This window comes from Actinomadura luteofluorescens (genome assembly GCF_013409365.1).
GTDB lineage: Bacteria > Actinomycetota > Actinomycetes > Streptosporangiales > Streptosporangiaceae > Spirillospora > Spirillospora luteofluorescens.
Genome location: NZ_JACCBA010000001.1, coordinates 8,407,185 through 8,424,474, shown reverse-complemented (window position 1 = coordinate 8,424,474; position 17,290 = coordinate 8,407,185). Strand labels below are relative to the sequence as shown.

Genomic DNA, 17,290 nt, shown 5'->3' with positions numbered 1-17,290 from the left:
CCAACGATCACCTCTTCAAGAGGGCTCCATTCATCGTGGACAGACACTAGAGAGTTATTCATGCGGGCTAGCTTCCTTATCTATGTCAAACCGGAAGGCGGGATAACGGGTCGGGATGCATGCCCGACGTACCGTGCATCGGGGCGCACAAGTGGCTGCCCGGTCGCTCGCTCCTCAAGAATATGTGCGATCCATCCGACTACTCGGTAGCAAATATGCAGTGGTGCGGATAGGTCGAGCGACAATCCAAGTGATTCATAAAGAAGTCCACCAAAGAGATCGTAGTTTGGTTGGGCGCCATCCCGCCTTGAGGAGGCAGTATCGTACATCGCATTGGCCTTTTCTAGCCCACCCACGTTGTCCTCTTCTAGTGCAACCTGCGTTGCGACCTGTCGATACGGCGCCAGACGCGGGTCGCCCGCCCTTCCGTAGATAGCGTGCCCGATACCGTCGACCAATTCACCGTCATCCAGGCGGTGCTCGACGTACGCCCTGACGGCGTCCGGCCCCTCCAAAGTCGCCAGCTGGGCATAGGCCGTTTCCGAGGCATACCCATGACGTGCACCCGAGAACACACCAGCTGCTGCAGCAACAGCTGCATGAACGGTGGTGTGAGCACTGTTTGCCACTAAGCACGCATAGGTTGACGCCGTGGTTCCATTATCTGCGTGAATAATGAAGTCCTTAGTTATGACGTCGATATTTCGCTCGCTAACAGGAAGACCGAACATGTGCAACATGTTCGCTACGTGCGGAAGCTCCAGTCTAGGCGGTATGGGCTCTCTCCTCAGCCGAAGCATGTGATAGGCACTGAGCAACGTAGGAAGCTGAGCGATGAGATCCATGCCGGCTTCGCCGACTTCCGTCAAAGACTGGACGGAAAGGCCATTTCGAACTACAGAGATCTCGGCATTCAGGACCGATATCGCGGTTACGAGAGCAGGCAGGGGATGCGTGCCAACGCGCGCACAGATACGAAGAGTCTCCATAGCCGCTAGTGAGATTGTCCTTCGCTGCGCCAACTGTTGCTGAAAGGCAAGCGCTTGGGCGTTATCCGGCAGTTCGTGATTCAGAAGAAGATACGACACGTGTTCAAAGGTCGAGTTGCTCGCAAGCAGATCGGTTAGGTCGTATCCACAATAGGAGAGAGAGCCGTTGCCTACGTCGCTATTCGCGATGGAAGTCTCCGTAACAAGCAATCCCCGAAGGCTTCGATTCACCTGTCGCGATTCCGTACGCCCGTGCGCGAAAGCGAAGATGCCTTGGATAGAGCGCAACTCGTGGTCGTGTACGGCGTCGATTCGGACCCCCAGCCGAGTTTCTAAGGCCGCCACGACGCTGATATGACCCAGAGAATCCCAACTGCCTGGCTCGTGTAAATGCGAATCATCGGATATATTGCTCGGATCCTCCCCCAGGGCTTGCGCCACAAGTAACTTTACGTCTTCCAGGGAGAGTTTCGATGTAGCGACCTCGGCCGGCCGGAGAGCTTCCACCAGGAGCTCCGCTACACCCTTGCGATCGATCTTGCCGTTTGCATTCAGAGGCATTGCGTCGAGATCTACAATTTTCTGAGGTATCATGTAGTCGGGCAATACTTGCTTTACGGCCTCGATATCTTTAGAAAAGCCGATCGTTGCAGCAACTAGGAATTTTGGCTCGTTTGGCGGCCAGGGAACGGCGACCGCGTCAGTCGCGCCGAGCTTTCTCAATGTGGCTTCCGTGTCGCCCAGCTCAATACGGTAGCCACTGAGCTTTACCTGGTGGTCGGTACGAGCGACGTATACTATCGATCCGTCGCTTAGAATCTCACAGATATCACCAGTCTTGTAGTACTTCCTAAGCTGGCCGCCCTCGGAACGATGCAAAAAGCGTTGATTGTTCTGGTCGCTATCGAGATAGCCGGAAAAAATCTGAGGTCCTGCAATGCACAATTCTCCCCTGTCCCCTATTGGAACATCTTGATTCGCTTCGTCAACAATAATCACATGATGACCCGTGTAAATGTGGCCGATTGGAACTAGGTCGTTCACGCATTGCTCAGGTGAAGTTTCTTGGTTCCAAACATAATCGGATACTGAAATCGTTGCCTCAGTGGGGCCGTACATATTTATTACGGTTGAGTTGTGCGCAGCCTGCTGCCAGGCGGACGCGCAGTATTGAGGAAGTGCCTCACCACAAAACAGGCTATACCGCAGACTCGGCAGGCTCCACGGGCGCAAAGCTGCGGCATTTATTAGAGCCTTGGCAACGGAGGGAACGGAGAGCCAGACGCTCACCTCGTTTTCGTTTATAAAATGAACAGGGTTGGAAACGTCTTGGGGTCGCATCGTGATTGCAGAGGCGCCGCTTTCCCACGCCATAAAGGGTCCGAATATCGATAGATCGAAAGTGGAGTCAAAGGTGAGTGCAAATACATCCGTGTGTGCGAAATCGTATCGCTGCCCAGCAGAATGTATGTATGCCATCAAGTTACGATGAGATATCGGAACGCCTTTAGGTCGCCCGCTACTACCAGATGTGAACATGATGTAGGCAATGTCACTAGCTTTCGGTAGCGCGATTTCCTCAAATGGAAGCGGAGGCGCTTTCGCGAGGTCGACTTCGTCGACAATGGGGGCTCTGATCCTCCCGCGAAGCGGCCCTGTCCCCTCCCATTGGAAGAATCACCGTGGGTTTGACTCTCAGACGGTCAATGATCTCACCGAGCTTCTTGGCAGCTTGGCCGTCAACGATGATAATTGAGATGCCGGCTTGCTCTATTATTTCCGCTATACGCTGAGCGGGGAACTTCGGATTCAATGGTACGAATGTGATACCCGCCAGCAAAGCTGCTATCTTTCCCACATGTTCAGCCGTACCGGTGTGTACAAAGATTCCCATTCTTTGTACCGGCTGTGATGGCAGACATTCGCGCAGGCGAGAGGCCCATCGACGTGCCTCTTCTAATACTTCTGCATACGACCATGTCTGACCATCGTGAATCAGGGCTGCTTGGTCGCTACGTGCACTTGCGCTCTTCAAGAAACCCGACACCGAACCGGTCATATCGTAGTTTATTGCATCTCGGTTGAAGGATTTGTTGTCCATCTATTCACTACTTTCAAATGGTTTTATATGAATACTGGTTTGCAGTAGGGCGTGGGCTTCTTGTATCAAAATAAGTTCCCTTTGAAGCCGATACATGCGTGGCCAAGTTTGTGCGCGTAGACCTCTTTATGTGGGTCGTCTGGGCGCCCTTAATGAGGGGCCTCTCGTTGCTCGTAGTCCCTGCACATCAGTGTTAATATGGCTACTACCCTGAAATCGAATGATCTATCTCGAACGCTGTGGTCTGTCCAGATCCGGACAGGAAGCACTTCGTCTGGCGGGCAGTTGCCTGAGGTGGAGTGGTCCCTGCCCTGCAAAGACTGGCAATACCGTCACTGCGGTGCTCTCGTCGGCCGGCGCTGGCCGCGCCATGGTCGTCATCATCTGACCCAGCAGCAAATCAGTGACCGGGCTGATCACCCACGGCAGTTGAACGGCGCGGCTTCGCCACCAGCGTTGTTCAAGTTGGAACAGGGCCTGGGGCCGGCGTAGTAAAGCACAGAGGCCACCGCAGGGAACTCGAACGCCTGCTGCTCGGGGCGAGCGGGCATGAATTTACTGTTCTTGCCAACCTTGACGGTGCTGTAGCGCAGGGCTCTTGGCCCTATTTGTCCTCCCTAAGGCTGGCGGCCATGCAGGCGTGCACATCGCCGTCCAGCCCGTAGTAGGTGGCGATCGCGGCGGCCGCGTTGATCAGTATGGCGTCCCTGACCGGCCCGGTGTCGCCTTCGACGATCCGGCGTGCGACGGCGGCGTTGTGGGGGGGGCGTCACCGCTCCGCAGGTCCCCCGGAGCGGACCGGGGAAGGCCGAATTCGGCCGCGTCGATGGTGGTGGGCGTGACGGTGTTGCCGGTCACGACCCACACGTGGGTCGGTGCGGCGGTGGAGATCTCGTCGAGACCGTCGTGGCCGCGCACCACGAGCGCCGAGCAGCCGCGGTCGGCGAGCACCTGGGCGAGCACGGGCGCGACATAGGCATTGGAGCATCCGACGCAGGCGGCCCGGGGCCGGGCCGGGTTGACCAGCGGCGCGATGTAGTTGATGACGGTGGGGACGCTCAGGGCGCGGCGGACGGGACGGGCGTGCCGCAGCCCGGAGTGGACATTGGGTGCGAACAGGTAGCAGATGTTGGCCTCGGTCAGGCAGCGCGCCGCCGCCGCGGGTGACAGCGCGAGAGAGACGCCGAGCGCTTCCAGTACGTCCGCCGAGCCGCAGGCGGATGAGCTCGACCGGCCTCCGTGCTTGACGACTGGGATTCCGGCGGCGGCCACCACGATCGCGGCCATGGTGGAGATGTTGACGGTGTGGGCCCCCGTCGCCGCCGGTGCCGACCACGTCGACGGCGTCGCTGCTGAGCGGCAGCGGGGCCGCGGCGGACAAGACGGCTTCGATCATGCCGGTCATCTCCTGCGCGGTCTCGCCCTTGGCGCGCAGCGCCACCAGGAACCCGGCGAGAACGGCGGGATCGACATCGTCGTCCATGACCTGACACATCGCCCACGCGGTGTCGGCGGCCGTCAGGTCCTCCCCCGCCACAAGCCGGTTCAGCAGTTGCCAGGTGGGTGCGCTCATAGAAGTCTCCGCTGGTTCGTCGGTCCGGCGTCAGCGGGTTGGGACGTGCGGCTGACCGCGTGTGATCCGGTGCCCGCTCGGCCGGGCACGCCCTCCCAGCGTATTGGGCCATCCTGGCGCAGGCTGCCCACCATCGGTGATGGCTATCACGCCGCCGTTCACCGAAGTAGTGGATCCGTCCTTCGACAACCGGAAGGGACGAATCCACTCGTCCGTGCAGAAATAACAAATCGCGGGATTCGCCAGCACATGATCCAACGGGATCGGATCGCCTCAGCCACTTCCCTCGCAGGTCTAAGCCGTGGGGGATCACGTGGCAGTCAGGTTGTTCGAGGCCGCATTTGACGATGTCGCTGTTTGGCTATGGATTGGGCGCGTTCGTAGAGGTCTCGGGCGTGGGTGTTGTGGCTGTAGGGACGGATGGAACTGAGCATGGTGCGGAGTCTGTCGTCGCATCGGCCGGATTGGACGAGAAGGTAGTCGTCGAGCATCTTGTGCCAGCCCTGGCAGGCCTCTTCCAGGTGGCCGATCTCCAGTCTCCGTTCGGCAAGGGTGCCCAGGTGTCGTACGCGGGTCCGGCGGTAGATGTCGGGGCGGAGCCTGCGGGGCCTTGTCGAGTTCGGTGATGGCCTGGCTTAGATCGCCGAGCTCATAGCGGACCTGGGCGATGTGGTAGTGCAGCGAGGAGGGGTCGTAGGAGCCGAGCGCCTTGGATCTGGATTCTGCTCGGTCCATCGCTTTCTCGGCGGTCTTCAGTTGTGTGAGGGCCGTGGTGCGGTCGCCGGCTTGGGCAGCGGCGTGCGCGTGTTGGCCGGCAAGGAAGGCGAGCATGCGTGGGCCTGCGTTGGGCGAGGCGGCGGAGGCGGCTTCGGCGAATCGTAGTGCGTCGGCAGTGTGCCTGAGGTCGACGGCTTGGACGCTCATTCCGCGGAGTGTGGTGCAGTAGGTCAGGTGATCGCCAGCGTGGCCGGCGAGTTCGAGAGCCAGCAGGTAGTAGCGCTGGGCGAGGCCGTCGGCGCGCTCGTCCATCGCCATGTATCCGGTCAGGTAGCAATGGTCGCTGGCCGCCGACAGCATCTGGGCCCGGATTGTAGCGGTGGCGTCGGCATGCAGGTAGGGGGCGATGGTGTTGACCAGGAAGGCGGCGGCCAGGGGCCTGATCGCAGCTCCGCCGAACTGGTCATCCAGGGCGGAGAGGTGGTCGGTCATCGATCGTACGGCTTGTACGTCGCCGGCGCCGATGCGCACGTGCGGGTTGGTCTTCAGGCGGTGGAAGCGGTCGGTGACATCGGGCCAGCGGGGGATGGCCAGCGCCGCCGAGTAGAGCCCGATCGCCCCGAGCGCAGCCCTCCTTGTCGGGTCCATGTCCGCGCTCCCTAAGCCGACCAGTTTGGTCACGCTGTCGCAACCATCATCTCGGTCTCGGGGGTAGGCCCGAATCCTGCGGCGCTGGTTGTGATGGGGCGTCTGAGGCGACGGGCCAGGGCCTCGCAGATCAGCGGGCGCGCACGCGGGATGGGGAGGGTGCCGGTGAGCCAGTGCGCCACCGCGCTCTTGTCATTGTTGAGCCGCATGCTCGCCTCGGGGCCAAGCCGGTTCACCGCGGCGGCGAATTGGGCGTTGCTCCAACCCGCTTCGTCCTGGAGTGCTGCAAGGGCGCGGTTGGGAGGCCGTTTCGTGCCCGCCATGGAGTCCTCTCCTGTGGCTTTCACCGGTTTCAACCTTTGGCTCAGTCTGTCCCCTGGGCGGCCGGTGCGTGAGCCCTTTGACTGGAGGAGCCAGAGCCGCCCTGTTACCGGTTTCCTTCCGAGGGGACCAGCGTGGATTTCAGTACTGTTTCGTTGCCGACTGGTGCCTTCACCATCGGCAAGAGGTTCGACTTCGAGGCAGGTCACCAGCTGCCGGGCCTGCCGCCTGAGCACAAGTGCTCCCGCCAGCACGGGCACAGCTACGAGGTCGAGGTCATCTTGACACCGGCAGGGGATAGCCTTCCCAGCCGTCGTGGGCGAAGCCGTCGTTCTGCGCTACCCGCTACATTGCGCTCGGTCCGGCCGGATGCGTCTTTCTGTGCGCCGAGGGCCATTACCTCACGGCAAGAACTCCAAGACGTTGTTCCGGCAGGTGAGCCGCTCGGCGTAGGCCTGTTGCGTCATCAAGTAGAAGCCTTGCCGGACAGCACCCGCATGGGCGGGTCGTCGGAGTCAACGCCTTAAGAACCTGGACGGCGGCGGGGAGTGCCATAGGCGGGTTTGCCTCGGTTATGTGGCCGTTGTTGAGGGGCCATGGTTCTCGCCGGACTGGGGGGGCGAATCCACCGGGCTCGATTGTGGCCCTTGCTGCCAAAGCCGTCTATTTCGTGGGCCAGAGCCTCGTTCGGCCCCTCAAGAGCCAACTTGGAGGTGTGGTAGGCGCCGTCGATCGGCATCGCAATGAGACCGTGGCCGACGACATTTGGATTATGGGCCCGCGTCTCTGCACTCGCGGGTAGGGCAGGTTTCGATGCCAGTTACGGCGCAAAAGATGTCCAGCGCGTCCGCGCGGGGTGACGGGTTTCGGGGTGCGGCCGTAGTGTCCGAACCGGCTAGGGCGTGTCCGGTGGATCTTGGTGTTTGGCTGAGGTCGATCTTTGGGGGTGGGTTGATGCTGTGTCATGGTGCGACGGCATGAGTTGACCGATGCGGCGTGGCGGCGGATCAAGCCGCTTTTGCCCGCGCAGCCCGCCCGGGGTGGCCGGTGGGCCGATCACCGAACGGTGCTGAACGGGATCTTGTGGAAGCTGGCCACCGGTGCCCCGTGGCGGGACCTGCCTGACCGGTACGGCAAGTGGAAGACCGTTTATGAGCGGTACCGGCGGTGGGCCGCCGACGGCACCTTCGACCGCATCCTCACCCACGTGCAGGTCCACGACGACTCGGTCGGGCGGATCGACTGGACCGTCAGCTTCGACTCCACCATCGTGCGCGCCCATCAGCACGCCGCCGGTGCCCGCAAAAAAGGGAACCGGGTGGGACGAACCCGGCATCGGGGAGCAGTCAGGCGCTCGGGCGATCACGGGGCGGGCTGACCACCAAGGTCCACCTGGCCGTGGACGGGCGCGGAATGCCGCTGTCGATCGTGGTCACCGCCGGCAACGTCAACGACTGCACCGCCTTCCCCGACGTCCTCGCCGGGATTCGGGTGCCGCGACCGGGGCGGGGGCGGCCGCGGTGCCGACCGGACCGGGCGATCGCCGACAAGGCCTACAGCTCGGCGGCGATCCGCCGGACCCTGCGCAAGCGGGGCATCGCCGCCACCATCCCCGAACGCGTCGACCAGCAGGGCCGGGCGCGTACGCCGCGGCTCACGAGGCGGGCGGCCGCCAAGGTTCGACCCGGCCCTCTACCGGCGCCGCAACGTGGTCGAACGCTGCATCGGCCGCCTCAAGCAATGGCGCGGCATCGCCACCCGGTTCGACAAACTCGCCCGCAACTACCGGGCCGCAATCATCCTGGTCACAGCCCTACTCTGGATCAACACATGATCCACCGGACACGGCCTAGGACAGGTAGGGCGGCGTGCGCAGAGCTGGTCGTCGGCGAACGACTTGACTAGCCAGACCCAGCCCCTCCCCCTCCGAACCATCCTTCCTGGTGGTTCGAACGGTCCGCTATGTCTCTGTTTGAAGTGGCGGCCCTTTGAACTTCTTGCCAATGGACCATTTGTTGGTGGGCGGCCTGGGTTTGGGGATGATCAGGCCCCAGTACCCGCGTCCGGTCGGCTACCAATTTTCGAAAGGCGACGGCTGCGGCATCCGCGTTCCCAGCCTCCCCTAGATACTGCGCCAGGTTTCCCCGAGCGATCAGGGTGAATGGGTGCTCGGGTCCCAAAACTCGGCGAAAGTCGACCAGCATCTCCCGAAGGGCTGAAACGACGTAATGCGCATCCGACACTCCACGCCACAGGGCCAGATTGTGACGCGTAGACAGTGTCTGGAGATGCTCAGGGCCCAGTATTCGACTTCGATCCTCCAGCACTTCTTCGTGCATGGCGATCGCACCGATTATGTCACCTGCCTCGCCTTTCCAGTAAGCCAGATTGTGTCGAGCCTCAAGGGTGCCGACATGATGGGGGCCCAATACTCTTTTTCGCTTCTCCCAAACTTCCTGGAAGGCTTCGACCGCACCGGTAACATTTCCTGTTTTGCCTTGCCAGTAGGCCAAGCTGTGGAGTGTGGTCAAGGTTTGGAGGTGGTGGGAGCCGAGTATCCGGGTTTGGTCGTCCAGTACCTCTTCGAAGGCGGCGACTGCCCTAGCGGAGTCCCCCATTTCGCCTTGCCATCGAGCCAGACCGTGGCGAGCTTTCAAGATGTCGGGGTGGTCTGTGTTCAGATGATCCTGGGCAGCAACGACGAGGCTGGCGTAGGCGGTGACTGCGGCTTCGACCTGCCCCGTCTCACCGAGACTGGTCGCAGCTTGGAATAGCACGCTGTGTGCACCGGTAGCAGGGGATATGAGGCAGCCGATGCTGACGGCATCCTGCAGGGTGGTGGTATTGGCGCGCAGGATCTGGCCGAGGTGGTCACGTTCGATCTTCGGCCAGATCGCCGCCACGGCGTTGGCGGCGGCGTGTGCGAGTTGGGTGAACCGAGCTGAGCCGTTTCGTGTGCCACTTCTAAGATTCTCGCGGGTGGCGCGTTGAACAAGGTGATGGACACGGATCTCGCGGTGGGTAGCGGTGCGGTCGTGGTCGATGAGGCTGTGCCGGTGCAGCAGCCGAAGCGCCTCATCCACCATCTCACCGCTCACTTGGGAGTCCTGGTGTGCGGTGTGAGCCGGTGCGTCGGGCCGGTAGCCGGTCAGGTAATCCAGCGCTGGCGGGCTGGACAGGGCCGCTTGGGGGATGCCCGCCGGATCGAGCACGCTGGCCATTTGCAGTACCGGCCGGGCCAGGCCGAGCGGTTCAGCACGGTCGGCCTGGTCGATGGACAGCTCCCAGGTGGCCGTGACGATGTGTTCATGGTCCTTGGGTAGCGCGTCGCCCGAGGGCATGGCCTGGCGGAGCAGACGGGTCGCGAGCCGTTCCCGGTAGGCGGCGATGGTGATGTCGGCGCCCAGGATGTAGGCCGCGGCCTGCGCCAACGCCAAGGGCAGGTAGCCCAAATCTTTGGCTAGCGCCCTAACCTGCCCGGCATCGGCGGCGCGGGAACCGAGTTTGGCCCGCAGATAGCCGCGGGCCTCCTGGGCGGTGAAGGTATCGACGGTGACGATGCGGCTGTCGGTTCCCTCAAACACATCGCGGAGCCGGGTAGTGACCACCACCCGCCCGGCAGCCGCCGACGCGGCCGCCGGCGGCCACAGCCCCCTTAGCTCGCCGAGACTGCGGACATCATCGAGCACCACTAGCCACCAGCACTGGGTCGTCGTCTCCGCCCAGACCAAGAACTCGCGCGCCGACCGGTCCGGATCCTGTCGGTCGGCCAGTTGCAGACCGAGCCGGACCGCGGTGTCGGCGTAGGCGGAGACCACCCCGTCGCGCGTGGCGGCGTCCGCCCACACCAGCACCCCCACCCCCTGCTGCCAGGCATGCCGCGCATAAGCGGCCGCCAACTGGGTCTTGCCGACCCCGCCCATCCCCGCCAGCACCTGCGTCGACCCCCGGCCGTCCTGCTGGGTGAGCACCACCGTGCCGTCCTGCTCAGCCGCCCGCTCCACCCGGCCCGCCACGGCCCGGTCCTGGAAACAGTCCGCCGCCCGGGGCACCACCCCCACCCGGACCTGCTCCCACACCACCGGCACAGCAGAACGATGCCGGCCAGGTGGACGGCCGCCCCGGCCCTGCCGCTCCTTGCGCGCCTGCTTCCACACCTGCTGCCACCAGGGATCAGCGGGCGGCACGAACGCCGGTGTCCGCTGCCGGGCCCTGCTGCGCAGGAAAGTGACCAGCCAGTCCGCGATCGCCTGGTCGGCGGGGACGTTCGTGCCCTTCCGCCAGTCGCTCCACCGCTGCGACGTCACCTTCAACGGCGGCTTCTGCGCGGCGGCCTGCCGCTCTATCGCCGCACCCGTCGGCTTGCCCGCCGCCTCCCACAACGCCCGTACCGCGGCCGCCCATACCTCGGTCGAATCCAGCGGTTCACCCATCCACTGACCCCTTCACCTGGATCCGGACCGATCCGGACCGTAAACCGTCCGGGAAACCCAACCCGTCCGTTATCTCCCAGGCCACCAGCCTGCCCCGCCCCACCACCCGAACGCGGTCAGATCCGGGGAAAATCCCCGGGCAATTCAGGTCGACGGCACCAGGCCACCGGCACACCACGCCAGGCCGCCGCCGAAAGGTCCACGCCATGCCGCGCCGCAACAGCGACCGCCTAAACCCCGACCGCCTGCACCGGCTCGCCCGCAAGGCCACTCAGGCCGCCTTCCGCGGCGCCGCAACCGCCGCCGGCGCCGCGCCGATCCAGCTGGCCATCTGGTGGATCACCCACAAGTAGCCCCGCCCCCCGCAACACCCCGAAGTCCTCTGCACGCCTCACAACAATCGAGGCGTGCAGAGGACTTCGACCATCCGCGCACACGACTGCGACACCGACACCGACAACGCGTCGCTGCAACCGCCTCCCGCGCTTTCCGAAAGGGGTAAGCTCGCCCGTTCAACGAGACTGGCCGTCCTCCTCCTTTCCATACGGCGATGGTGCGGAGGACCGCGCGGCCGCGCCGGTCCCACCCAGCCTTGACGGTGCACCTCCGGATGCCTCGTGCTCTATGACCGGTCTTCCGGTGTCGGGTTCGACGAGGTCGCGGTTCATTCGGCGGCAAGGTCGGGGGCAGCCTAACCAACACCGGCGGACCTCCAGCTTCGCGCGGATCGCCGCTAGCGCGGGTACATCGGCCATCGCCCCGAGCCGTAGGAACGCCCAGTCGCCGTGAAGGGCTCGCGCATCAGGTGACGATTTCGCGGCGCGCCCCAGCGGATCCCTGAGGCCGCCGGCATGGGCCTTCGACCACCGGAAAGGCCTGTTCGACCCGGACGGCGCGTTCGCGCTGTTCGGCCTGCGTGGCCCGGGCGGTGTCCTGCTCGCGTTGCAGTGCCTGCGCTTCGGTGCGCTGGGCGCACTGCGGAGGCCTGGTCGCGTTGAAACAGGGCGTGGTGGCGCCCCGACACAAACCGCCGCGGACGCCACGCGTCTGGTGCTGGGCGCCCGGTTGGACGTACCGGCGTCCGGGCCTCGGTGGTCGCTTACAGGTGGTGGACCAGGAAGGTGAGTAGCCAGCCGGTGATGCCGGCGGTGGCGCCGCTGACGACGGCGGGCACGACCTGGCGGGCGTACCGGGCGAGGGTGGTGCGGTAGGGGTGCAGACGGTTGCGCATTGGTGCTCCCGAGAGTGTGGGTGGGAGCGGGCGGCCGGCCGGGCCCGCGTTCGACGGATCGAGCCTGCCGATGGCGGCCGGATCCGGCCGCAGACTCGGAGCGATCCGGAGGAACACCAGTCAAACCCGCGCCGGGCGGGCAGGCTGGAGCCCGGCAGCGCCGGACCAGGCCGAACCTCCGGCGGAGTCCGGAGGGAATCTCCGGAGTCGTGACCGAGCAGGAGGCACTGTGGCGAGCACGGATGCCAAGGACACGGCGAGCGCGAACCCGGCGCGGGTCCAGAGCTCGACCGAACTGGCAGGGGCGCTGAACACGCTGCGCGGTCGCCGCACGTACGCCGACCTGGGCAAGGCGGCCCGTGCGCTGGCAGGCGGAAGCGGCACGGCCCGGTTGCCGAGCAGCACGCTCAGCGACCTACTCCTAAAGGGCCGCTGCGAGCGTCAGACCCTGGAAACGTTCCTGGCGGTGTGCGGGGTCCCGCGCGATCAGCATGAACGGTGGCTGGCGGCCTGGGAACGCACCCGCACCGCGACGGCACCGGTGCCCGGGGCGGTTCGTGTCCGCGGCGCCGGCTGGCGTTCCCTGGGGGTGCACGTGCCGATCGAGGTGCCCGGCGCCCACCCCGACACCCTGCCCACCTACGTCCCGCGCGACATCGACGAGCAGCCCGGCACGGGGCTGCGGCCCTGGCTGCGCGTCGCAGCCGGCCGCGGCGGGATGGTCGTACTGGTCGGAGGGTCGTGCGCCGGGAAGACCCGCTGCCTGCTGACCGCCGTCCAGCAGGTGCTGCCGGACTGGTGGCTGCTGCATCCCCGCGATGCTGCACAGCTGACCGAGCTGGCCGACCGGCCGCCCGGCAGGCTCGTGATCTGGCTAGACGAACTGCAGAGCTACCTGAACGGCGCCGACGGGCTCACGGCCGCCAACGCCAGCCGCCTCATCCAGGCCGGGGCGGTCATCGTGGCGACCATATGGCCCGCCTACCACGACACCTTCCTGGCCGCGCCCGGCCCGGCTCTGCACCGCACCGATCCCGCTGACGCTGTCAGCGGCACTGCCAGCGCTGGCCAGAGTGACCGGTACCAGGTAGAGCGGCAGCTGCTCAAGCTCGCCCACCGCATCCACCTGGCCGAGCGGTGCAGCCCGGCCGAGACCGACCGTGCCCGGCACCTGGCCGACACCGCACACGGTGGAACCGGCGACCCCTGGCTCCAGGCGGCCCTTCGCTCCTGTGATCCCGGACTGACCCAGATCATCGCGGCCGCCCCCCAACTGCTGGACCGGTGGCGGAACGGCACCCCCTACGCCCGCGCGATCCTGGCCGTTGCCGCTGATGCCGCGCGGCTCGGTGTCCACTCTCCCCTAGCGGTGGAGTTCATGCGCGCCGCGGCCCCCGGCTACTGCACTCCGGCCCAACAGGCGCAGGCGCCGGCGAACTGGTTCGAAGCGGCCTTGGACTACGCCACTCAGCCACTGGCGGGCGCTGCCGCAGCCCTTACGCCCGTAGGCGACGGCATGACCATGGGCGCCACCACCGGCTACAGGATGGCCGATTTTCTCGACCAGCGCGCCCGAACCGATCGCGCCGACCAGATCCCCCCGCACAGCTTCTGGACCGCCGCGGCCGTCCACACCCACCCGACCGACCTTCACCGTCTGGGTGCAGCGGCATGGAACCGCGGCCTGTATCGGCATGCCGCTCAACTGTGGAAGAACGCCACCAAACACGGGCACCCAGCCGCCGCTGCGAACCTGGTCACCCGCTTGCACCGACTGCACCCGACCGACCCCCGCCCCGCTCACTACACCGCCGCGCACGCCGCCCTCGACAACTCGCGCGACCTGGGGAACTTGCTCTACGCCCTTCGGACCGTGGGAGCGAAGACGCAAGCGGCCGAGTTGCTGGCCCGCGATCCCGCCGTGCACGTCGCTCTTGACAACGCGTTCGGTGTGGCGGCCTTGCTGGGCGAGTTGCGGGAGGCGGGTGCGGACGGGCAGGTCGCGGCGCTGGCCAAGCGAACCGCCACGCGGCTCGCTCTTGACGACCCGAGCGCTGTGGTGACCGTACTGGAGGTGCTAAAGGAGGTGGGGGCTGAGGAGGACATAGCCGTGTTGCTGGCTCGAGATCCTGCTGCCCACGTCGCCCTGGACAACGAATATGGAGTCGTGACCCTTGTGCACATGTTGCGCGAAGTGGGGGCCTCAGGCCCGGCCTCGGCGCTGGTCGAACGAACAGCCGCTTCGCCCTTGGTCCTCGCCAGCCCGCTCTATTTAGGGGTCCTACTGCACGAACTCCGGGTGGAAACGCCAGACCTGGCTGCGGCGTTGGCCGAGCGAGTCGTTGCGCACCCCCCTCTCAACTACCCGCGAAGGGTGGCGGACATGGTCACGGTGCTGTGGAACGAGGGTGCAAACGTGCAGGTCGCGGCGCTGGTCGAACGAATCGCCACCCAGGTCGCCCTCGACGACGCCTACGGCGTGGCGGACCTGCTGGAGGCGCTGCGGCCGGTGGCGGCGGCAGACCAGATCGCGGCGCTGGCCAAGCGAGCCGCCGCGCGCGTCGCCCTCGACGACCCGAGCGGCGTGATGGCCCTGGTGGGCAGGTTGCGGGAGGTGGGCGCCGACGAGCAGGTCGCGGCGCTGGTCGAACGAGCCGCCGCGCACGTCGCCCTCGACGACCCGAGCAGTGTCGTGGCCGGGCTGGATGTGCTGCAAAGCGCGGGGGCGGACGAGCAGGTCGCGGCGCTGGTCGAAGGAGCTGCCGCACATGTCGCCCTCAACGACCCGAGCGGCGTAGCGGCCCTACTTGAGGTGCTGCGAAAGGGGGGAGCGAGGAACCAGGTTGTCGTGTTGCTGGCCCGCGACCCCGGCGTGCACGTCGCTCTTGACAACGCGTTCGGTGTGGCGGCCTTGCTGGGCGAGTTGCGGGAGGCGGGTGCGGACGGGCAGGTCGCGGCACTGGCCAAGCGAGCCGCCGCGCACCTCACAGTCGACGACCCTCGCGGCGTGGCAGCCGTGCTGGGCGAGTTGCGCGAGGCGCGTAGGGACGGACAGGTCGCGGCACTGGCCAAGCGAGCCACCGCGGAGCTCGCTCTCCATCGCCCCCACGAAGTCGCGGCGCTTCTGCCCGCTCTGCACGAGGCAGGCGCAGCCACGCAGGCCGCCGCGCTGGCCGAACGATTGCCCGCTGCCGGAATGTTCGCCCAGTTCGCCGAGGTCGGCGACCGAGCGGAGCGGTTCCGGTACGGGCGTGGCCGCGATGGGAGCGCCGCCGCGCATTGGTCGTGGGAGGACCTGCAGTAGCAAGTTTCGTTCGCGCGGCAACGCCGTCGTTAAGCCCGGTGCATGCGCCACACGCCGACCCCAGACTCCCCCGGACTACACCCCGCCGTTCAGGCGCCGCCCGGAGAGGAACTTGGCGAGCCGGCAGTCGGACCGTCCAGTCGCGCTCTCGGCCCGCCTGACCGACGGATCTTGTCAGCCTCCCCCACACGCATCGCCGAGTTCCACGGCTGGGGGCAAGGACTACCGGATCACCGTCCCCACCGCCGCCGACCGTGTCGTGCACCGCTCCCTGCGCAAAGCAGTAGAACCCCTCCTCGAGCGAGACGCCTACCCACCCTGGATGTTCGGCTGGCACCGGCGAGCCGCCCGCCGCGAGGGGAGCAGCGCGGAGATGGTGAAGTTCAACACCCAGTTCCGCGTCGAGTTCATCGAGGCCATCGAGGGCCGCGGCACGAGCGCGGAGAGCAGACCATCTCCCAGCTGACCGCGACCGTTGCCCGCCTGACCGAGGGGCTGGAGCGCGTGACGATCGAGCGTGACTTCCTGTCCTCCGCGATGACGACGGCGCCCATCGAGCTCCCCTCCGGGACGCCCGCCGCGCCCCCCCGGAGGCATCGAGGCCACCTCGCCGGCGACCAAGAAGAAGACGAGCGCGAAGAAGGGGACCGAGACCGACAACTACTGGGCAGTGATGGCGACCTTCGACAAACCGCCACTCCCGTGAGCCTCCCTGACGCAGGGAACGCGCCGTGAACCACGGTTCCCGGCCGGGGAGGACGTAGCCCCGCCCGGCGTAGGAGCGCCACACGCCTCCGGTGGTAGGGGCTCCCTGCCCCAGGGAATGCCCCGCGAGAGGCTCTCCCCAGAACGGTTGGGCGGCGAAACTGACGACGTCTGGGTCGTGGTCCAGCACCATCGCCTCATCGCTCTCCAGCCACGACTCGTCTCCACGTGGGCATCCAGCATGGCCGCGTAGTACAGACCCGGATAGTTTCGCTGGCCGCGATAGGACGGGAACCGGCGCACCGGCCTTCCGTTCTCCAACCAAACCGTTACGGCCTCGGCCAGCGGTCGCCGCGCTCATCTCCCGCCGCATCCACATAGGCCAGCTCGAACCCATCCAGCCTGCCTGCCCTGCCACCGCGAATCGTGCGCCGCGCAGCCGGCTCCGCCGCACTCACGCTTCTGTCCCCGGCTCACTGATCATGAGGCAAGTCGACAGATCCGGACTGGCGGCGGCGTTGGGACCAGGCGAGAAGCTTGTCGACGTGGTGTCGCCTGACGCCATCGTAAGGGTTGACGTGGATGAGCTTGATTCCTCGGTAGGGCAGCGCTTGGCGCTTGATACGCATCGGGATGACGTCTTCGATCCAGGCGAACGGGCGCCCGTCGGCGTGGCGGAGGATGGGCGCCCACTTGAACATCTCGAGGAGTTGGATGATCCGGAAGCGAGGGTCGCCCGGTTGAGGGCGATAGGTGGAGAACTCAACGACGGGCTGCTCTGAAAGTCCAAGCAGAGGTCCCACATGCTCGTTGGCGTGGTGCTCCCAGGTGGTGGCCCACACCAGCTCATAGCACTCGGCCAATTCCTTCAGCCAAACGCCATGCTCAGACGAGATGCCGACGGTGAACGCGTCGATCGTGTGCTGGGTGAACTGGCCCGGATCAGGCGAGATCGGGTTCAGGACCCCGTCGATGTCCAGGTACAGCAAAGGCCGGGTTGTCTGCCGGCTGCATGGCCGTGGAGTAGCGCGCCCAGCAGGCCGCCGAGGAGGAGGCCGCCGCGGAACGGCATCTGCGCGAGGTCGCGCAGCGGCAGGCGGCCGACGCCGAGCGGGAACGCCCCGATGCCGCCGCGCAGCTGGAGGCGGCGCACCAAGAGACCGCGCGACTGCTGGAGGAGCTGCAGATCGCACGCGCTCAGCTTGCTGAGGAGCACGCGCGGCATACCGCGGCCACCAGCCGCGCCGAGCAAGCTGAGGCGACCCTCG

At 65.6% G+C, this 17,290-nt stretch carries 13 protein-coding genes and 2 pseudogenes; 5 read left to right on the top strand and 10 right to left on the bottom strand.

The genetic code is table 11. The features are described 5' to 3' along the window. Positions 1–80: 80 nt before the first annotated feature. The 6 genes and pseudogenes from BJY14_RS47530 to BJY14_RS38790 all read right to left on the bottom strand — a co-directional run bounded on the left by BJY14_RS47530 (position 81) and on the right by BJY14_RS38790 (position 6,351). Entirely contained in the window at positions 81–2,528 is a 2,448-nt protein-coding gene (locus tag BJY14_RS47530) for a citrate/2-methylcitrate synthase (protein WP_376770030.1), read from the bottom strand. Between the two features lie 40 nt (positions 2,529–2,568). Beyond that, positions 2,569–3,090: an AMP-binding protein gene (locus tag BJY14_RS46960; protein ID WP_179848150.1), complete on the bottom strand. Its 522-nt coding sequence runs from the start codon at positions 3,088–3,090 to the stop codon at positions 2,569–2,571. A gap of 693 nt (positions 3,091–3,783) precedes the next feature. Then, complete coding sequence (gene trpD, locus BJY14_RS44675; RefSeq protein WP_218905779.1) at positions 3,784–4,377, bottom strand: anthranilate phosphoribosyltransferase; 594 nt, start codon at positions 4,375–4,377, stop codon at positions 3,784–3,786. Positions 4,378–4,471: 94 nt separating this feature from the next. After that, positions 4,472–4,663, bottom strand: a pseudogene (locus tag BJY14_RS47890) (anthranilate phosphoribosyltransferase); the annotation flags it as partial. Between the two features lie 309 nt (positions 4,664–4,972). Then, complete coding sequence (locus BJY14_RS38795; protein WP_218905778.1) at positions 4,973–6,061, bottom strand: NsdA family TPR-like regulatory protein; 1,089 nt, start codon at positions 6,059–6,061, stop codon at positions 4,973–4,975. Next, positions 6,058–6,351 (bottom strand): NsdA family TPR-like regulatory protein, encoded by a 294-nt coding sequence (locus tag BJY14_RS38790; protein ID WP_179848149.1) that lies wholly within the window; start codon positions 6,349–6,351, stop codon positions 6,058–6,060. The genes BJY14_RS38795 and BJY14_RS38790 overlap by 4 nt, the downstream gene beginning before the upstream one ends. Before the next feature lie 132 nt (positions 6,352–6,483). Here BJY14_RS38790 and BJY14_RS44665 point away from each other — a divergent pair, with 132 nt between their 5' ends. Both BJY14_RS44665 and BJY14_RS38780 read left to right on the top strand, forming a co-directional pair. After that, positions 6,484–6,876 (top strand): 6-pyruvoyl trahydropterin synthase family protein, encoded by a 393-nt coding sequence (locus BJY14_RS44665; RefSeq protein ID WP_312879641.1) that lies wholly within the window; start codon positions 6,484–6,486, stop codon positions 6,874–6,876. Positions 6,877–7,313: 437 nt separating this feature from the next. Further along, positions 7,314–8,183: pseudogene (locus tag BJY14_RS38780) on the top strand (IS5 family transposase). 67 nt (positions 8,184–8,250) lie between these two features. On the opposite strand, the gene BJY14_RS38775 reads toward BJY14_RS38780, so the two are convergent. After that, positions 8,251–10,782, bottom strand: a complete 2,532-nt coding sequence (locus BJY14_RS38775) for a tetratricopeptide repeat protein (protein WP_179848148.1) — start codon at positions 10,780–10,782, stop codon at positions 8,251–8,253. A gap of 206 nt (positions 10,783–10,988) precedes the next feature. Here BJY14_RS38775 and BJY14_RS38770 point away from each other — a divergent pair, with 206 nt between their 5' ends. Next, a complete protein-coding gene (locus tag BJY14_RS38770; protein WP_179848147.1) occupies positions 10,989–11,135 on the top strand; it encodes a hypothetical protein in 147 nt (48 codons plus the stop codon). Between the two features lie 746 nt (positions 11,136–11,881). Here the strand turns inward: BJY14_RS38770 and BJY14_RS46955 are convergent. Then, positions 11,882–12,013 (bottom strand): hypothetical protein, encoded by a 132-nt coding sequence (locus BJY14_RS46955; protein WP_281382171.1) that lies wholly within the window; start codon positions 12,011–12,013, stop codon positions 11,882–11,884. A gap of 229 nt (positions 12,014–12,242) precedes the next feature. On the opposite strand from BJY14_RS46955, the gene BJY14_RS38765 reads away from it, so the two are divergent. Then, positions 12,243–15,317, top strand: a complete 3,075-nt coding sequence (locus tag BJY14_RS38765; protein ID WP_179848146.1) for a hypothetical protein — start codon at positions 12,243–12,245, stop codon at positions 15,315–15,317. Between the two features lie 322 nt (positions 15,318–15,639). Continuing rightward, complete coding sequence (locus BJY14_RS38760) at positions 15,640–15,783, top strand: hypothetical protein (RefSeq protein WP_179848145.1); 144 nt, start codon at positions 15,640–15,642, stop codon at positions 15,781–15,783. Between the two features lie 712 nt (positions 15,784–16,495). Here the strand turns inward: BJY14_RS38760 and BJY14_RS46050 are convergent. After that, on the bottom strand, positions 16,496–17,011 hold the full coding sequence (locus BJY14_RS46050; RefSeq protein WP_179848144.1) for an HAD domain-containing protein: 516 nt from the start codon (positions 17,009–17,011) through the stop codon (positions 16,496–16,498). After that, positions 16,981–17,238: a hypothetical protein gene (locus BJY14_RS46045; RefSeq protein ID WP_179848143.1), complete on the bottom strand. Its 258-nt coding sequence runs from the start codon at positions 17,236–17,238 to the stop codon at positions 16,981–16,983. The genes BJY14_RS46050 and BJY14_RS46045 overlap by 31 nt, the downstream gene beginning before the upstream one ends. Positions 17,239–17,290 lie beyond the last annotated feature (52 nt).

Bases quoted from the DNA above. Each gene is read 5' to 3' on its own strand.
- BJY14_RS47530 (WP_376770030.1), bottom strand. From the start codon at position 2,528: ATGTTCACATCTGGTAGTAGCGGGCGACCTAAAGGCGTTCCGATATCT.
- BJY14_RS46960 (WP_179848150.1), bottom strand. From the start codon at position 3,090: ATGGACAACAAATCCTTCAACCGAGATGCAATAAACTACGATATGACC.
- trpD (WP_218905779.1), bottom strand. From the start codon at position 4,377: ATGGCCGCGATCGTGGTGGCCGCCGCCGGAATCCCAGTCGTCAAGCAC.
- BJY14_RS38790 (WP_179848149.1), bottom strand. From the start codon at position 6,351: ATGGCGGGCACGAAACGGCCTCCCAACCGCGCCCTTGCAGCACTCCAG.
- BJY14_RS38775 (WP_179848148.1), bottom strand. From the start codon at position 10,782: ATGGGTGAACCGCTGGATTCGACCGAGGTATGGGCGGCCGCGGTACGG.
- BJY14_RS38770 (WP_179848147.1), top strand. From the start codon at position 10,989: ATGCCGCGCCGCAACAGCGACCGCCTAAACCCCGACCGCCTGCACCGG.
- BJY14_RS46955 (WP_281382171.1), bottom strand. From the start codon at position 12,013: ATGCGCAACCGTCTGCACCCCTACCGCACCACCCTCGCCCGGTACGCC.
- BJY14_RS38760 (WP_179848145.1), top strand. From the start codon at position 15,640: ATGTTCGGCTGGCACCGGCGAGCCGCCCGCCGCGAGGGGAGCAGCGCG.